Origin of the sequence: Caldivirga sp. UBA161 (assembly GCF_002506515.1) — an archaeon.
GTDB lineage: Archaea > Thermoproteota > Thermoprotei > Thermoproteales > Thermocladiaceae > Caldivirga.
Genome location: NZ_DAXS01000063.1, coordinates 4,782 through 8,741, shown reverse-complemented (window position 1 = coordinate 8,741; position 3,960 = coordinate 4,782). Strand labels below are relative to the sequence as shown.

4 protein-coding genes and 1 pseudogene are annotated in these 3,960 nt (G+C 39.1%); 3 read left to right on the top strand and 2 right to left on the bottom strand.

The window, feature by feature from the left end:
• Together BP896_RS07000 and BP896_RS06995 are read left to right on the top strand one after the other, a co-directional pair.
• A partial coding sequence (locus tag BP896_RS07000) for a hypothetical protein (protein ID WP_291767043.1) occupies positions 1–309 on the top strand: 309 nt, incomplete at its 5' end.
• Complete coding sequence (locus BP896_RS06995) at positions 299–1,780, top strand: hypothetical protein (RefSeq protein WP_291767041.1); 1,482 nt, start codon at positions 299–301, stop codon at positions 1,778–1,780. The genes BP896_RS07000 and BP896_RS06995, both read left to right, overlap by 11 nt.
• A 330-nt stretch (positions 1,781–2,110) precedes the next feature.
• Here BP896_RS06995 and BP896_RS06990 read toward each other — a convergent pair whose 3' ends face one another.
• Entirely contained in the window at positions 2,111–3,127 is a 1,017-nt protein-coding gene (locus tag BP896_RS06990) for an AAA family ATPase (protein WP_291767039.1), read from the bottom strand.
• A gap of 153 nt (positions 3,128–3,280) precedes the next feature.
• A complete protein-coding gene (locus BP896_RS06985) occupies positions 3,281–3,430 on the bottom strand; it encodes a hypothetical protein (protein ID WP_291767038.1) in 150 nt (49 codons plus the stop codon).
• A gap of 167 nt (positions 3,431–3,597) precedes the next feature.
• Here BP896_RS06985 and BP896_RS06980 point away from each other — a divergent pair.
• Positions 3,598–3,829 (top strand): annotated as a pseudogene (locus BP896_RS06980) (PaREP1 family protein); the annotation flags it as partial.
• Between the last annotated feature and the right edge of the window lie 131 nt (positions 3,830–3,960).

Sequence of the window (3,960 nt, the reverse complement as noted above, 5' to 3'; positions counted from 1 at the left end):
GGCATATACAGTGGCCCATTAGGCTACCACTGTGAATTCGCGGTGATTGGTTATGCGGTTAATGATACTGCAGGTACCTATGATGTGGCCCTAGCCCTCTATAATTACGGTTCAGCAACATGTATTATTAATGGTGCAGCCATTATTAATGCAACCACAGGTGACGTGATAATGGTTATACCATACAGTAGCCCCATTAAGTTCAGTAAATTCACCATAGTGGCTATTAAAGCTATTTCAATTAAGCCACCCTTCATCATTAAATTCTACTCCAGTAATGGCTATACGGGTGATGCCCTTGTCGGGTAGGCTTGGGCTTGGTGAAATATACGTCTTCGCAATATTCATGGTGGCGGCAGTGGTGCTACTATTATCGATGCTATATATGATTAATTCAGTGAGGGGATTCATTACAAGGGAGGTGAATTACGCAGCCTTAGCCTCATCATCAAGGGTAAGCCTAATACCTCAATCACCACCGCTAGTTGACGGTAACTACATTTACGTTAATGCATCCCTTGAGGGTAACTTAGGCATAATTAATGCAGGCTCATTATCAGGCTACGCGCTCTGCACCATTAAGCTACCTAACGGGGTAATGTACTACACTCAGGCTTCAGTATCATATGGTTCAGTGAATGGGGTTATTAATGTTAACTTTAAATGCCCATTATCAATACAGGGCCTAAGCAACTTAACTCAATTAACCATAACCCTACCTACACCATTAGGCTCAGGCGTGAAGTTAACCTTCAATTATAGGCCAAGCATAAGGGTGTTTGAATACCCCCAGTACCCCGGCTCAAGTAATGCCGTAGTCGGCTTATATATTTACAATAACTCCACTGGGTGGGTTTACATCAATGCCTCAGTGATAGGCATTAACGGCTATAGGGTTAAGTTGGGTAGCGTAATGGTGCCTCCCGAATCATCAACAATACTGCTTAACTACACGCCCATTAACTCACCCATAATGACTTTAAGCTACACAATCAATAACTTCACAACAATTAACGAATCAATAACCATGATACCACTAACCTACTGCCCACCCGGTAAAGTAGCCTTCGCCTACTTAGGTAATGGAACAAGCAATATGCTTAACCACAAAGCCTTAGGTGGTGATTACTTTTACTGGAATTACATGATTTATAATGGTACAGTTAATGACCTCATTAACCCAATATACGCTTATGCTGTGAATACCTCAAACGCTAGTAGTAGTTTACTAATCCTCTATTATGACTTGGCTACATATGACATACCGGTAATTAAATACCCCATGGTATCGGCCGTGATTTACCCAACCCAGTATTCAATCAATGGGACAATATTCTTCATATTCATAGTAGTTAATAAAAATGGGCAAAATTATCTCATAGTTATTTATAAGTCGTCAAACGTTAATTCTGCTAGTGGTACAGCATTAAGCGGTGACTCAATGAAAAGCCTCAATAACCTCCTATCATCATACTTTAACATTAAAATAAACAACATTATCGACGTTAGTAATGGAACAATATTCAGTAATATACCATTATATTATAGTATTAATTTAAGTAACCCCTTAAACGGCTTAAACATAATGAATAGTAAGTATAAGTATGTTGGCTTCGGTATATATTTAATTAATGGAACATCAACAGGATCAAATGTAAGTGGTCAAAGTACATCAGGTGGGAAGGGGAAAGGGAAGCCTACATCGCAAATATACGTAAATGTTTTATATTACAGTTATGGTGATGCTTACTGGGATTACTTATGTATCGCTAATTCGTAACCAGTATTTAATATTTTATTTAAATTAAGTCCAATAATGCTGAAATCAACCTAATGTAATACTCTAAGTAACTCTTAATTATTACTATTCTAGCATCATCTATAGTAATAAGCATTTAGGATAACTTTAAGGATTATTATCCAGTACATTGTAATTATTGAAAGGCTAAAATGAAGTTAATTATGATTCACTCATATCCCTATGTATATACTTATGGTGGAAATGAGAGTGAGGAGTAATAATATGAGATTATTAGTGCAGTTGCAGTATTTGCATTGGAATAATGATTAAGCTTAGGTAAGCTCAGTAGACATGATTATCTTTGAGTAATTATAATCGCCTAGCAGCCTTCTGATAAATGTTGTCTAAGAATTCATAATCCTTAATTATGCTGAGGGATTCCAACTTACTAATGATCCTAGTTAAGCTGGATTTGGGAATAGTCTCACCATTCCTCTCCTCAATAAATCGCCTAACCTGGCCCCAAGTTCCCGCACCTTCAGCAATAGCCTTAAGCACCATTCTCTCCCTCTTAGATAGCCTCATTAACTCACTGAGGGCCGTGGATATTGCCTGCTCCTTAATTACATCCATATTATGGATTCCATCTACGTAACTCCTACCGAATTGGACAAGCCAACCAGGTATACCATCGAAGAAGCCAACAGCCTCCTCAAGCACATCCTTAGGCGGCTTAACACCCTCCTGCCTAAAGCCAAGCTCCAGGAAGCTTAATGATTCTTCCCTTGAAAATCTACGGACATTAACCTCAACGAAGTACCTACCGTATAATGGGGATTCAGGATCATTAACACCCATGAAGCTACCTAATAGCCTAGCCTCAGAACCACTCAATATTACTGTTATATTACTTAGATGATCGTATGTGTAGGCTAGTATATTCTTAAGCTCAGCAGATATAGGTGGCTTAGCATCCTGCACCTCATCAAGCACAATAATGAATCGCCCCCTACGATTCAACTCCTCCAGCAAACCCAGTAGGCTTACGGAATCCGCACCCCTCCACTTAATCTCAACATCAAATCCCATAATCCTAATCCCCCTAATACCCTCAATAAACCTCCTCAACTTACTAAGGTAACTACTTAAACCCTCTGAGAGCCTCTCATAAAGGTCAGCACGCGTAGCTACGCCACGTAGATCAATGTAAACGCCATTATACGGTTCAAGGAAGGATTTAACCAGCGAAGTCTTACCAATGCGCCTAATACCAAGGACCACAATGAGTGGTTTACCTATTGACTTATCAAGGAGCCTCAATTCATCAACCCTATCAAAGAGCTCACTCCTTGAGCTTTTAGGCCTTGGATCAAATAAGTTCCGCACCAGAACTAGGTTCCACCCCGGAACTATAAACCTAACGCTACTTTAACCCCACCCCACTGAATGCCTTCATTTCAACATGGGCTTAATTTAAACATAGTATTATTGCAGTTAATCAATATGAGGCTTATTATTTGATTTTAAACCATTTATAGCTTAGAAGTAGGTGAGTAGGGCTATTGATGACGCCAATACTATGGATAAAGCGGTTATGAGCATTAATAAGTGCAGCATGGCTAATATTCCCGGGGCCGTTGTAGAGCCTATGAATGTGAAGAGCATAAATCGCCTCAACCTATCCGCCATTAAGAAACCTACATGAAGCGGGAAATAAAAATTACTGTACCTTACACCTTCTTTACTTCACTTAAACTTAACACATCATAATTACTTACCGGCAATCATTCACTCATTTAAACTCAATATAATTATGAGCGGTAAATGTTTTTAATTAGGCATGGTAGGTATAAAATGTGGAGGTCCCAAGGTCAATACTTATTGAAGCTGAGAGGAGGGGGNNTTGATATTATTGATTTGGTGGCTAGGGTGTTGAATCTTGATCCTAGTGAGCGCTCTAGGGCTCATCTTGAGTTGGCTGTTGAATTCCTTAATGAGGGTAGGGATTTAATTGATAAGGATCCTATTCAAGCCAGTGGGAAGTTGTATAAGGCTGCCGAGGAGGCTATTAAAGCCATGGCCATAGCCCTNNTCACTTTATTCATTCCTTTTCTTATATAAAAATGAATATAAATTATTTAACTAAGTCAATACTATAATTAATACCCCGTGGCTATACCTGAAAGCATAATTAATGAAGCTGAGAGGAGGGGGTTGAT

Bases quoted from the DNA above. Each gene is read 5' to 3' on its own strand.
- BP896_RS06985 (WP_291767038.1), bottom strand. From the start codon at position 3,430: ATGGCGGATAGGTTGAGGCGATTTATGCTCTTCACATTCATAGGCTCT.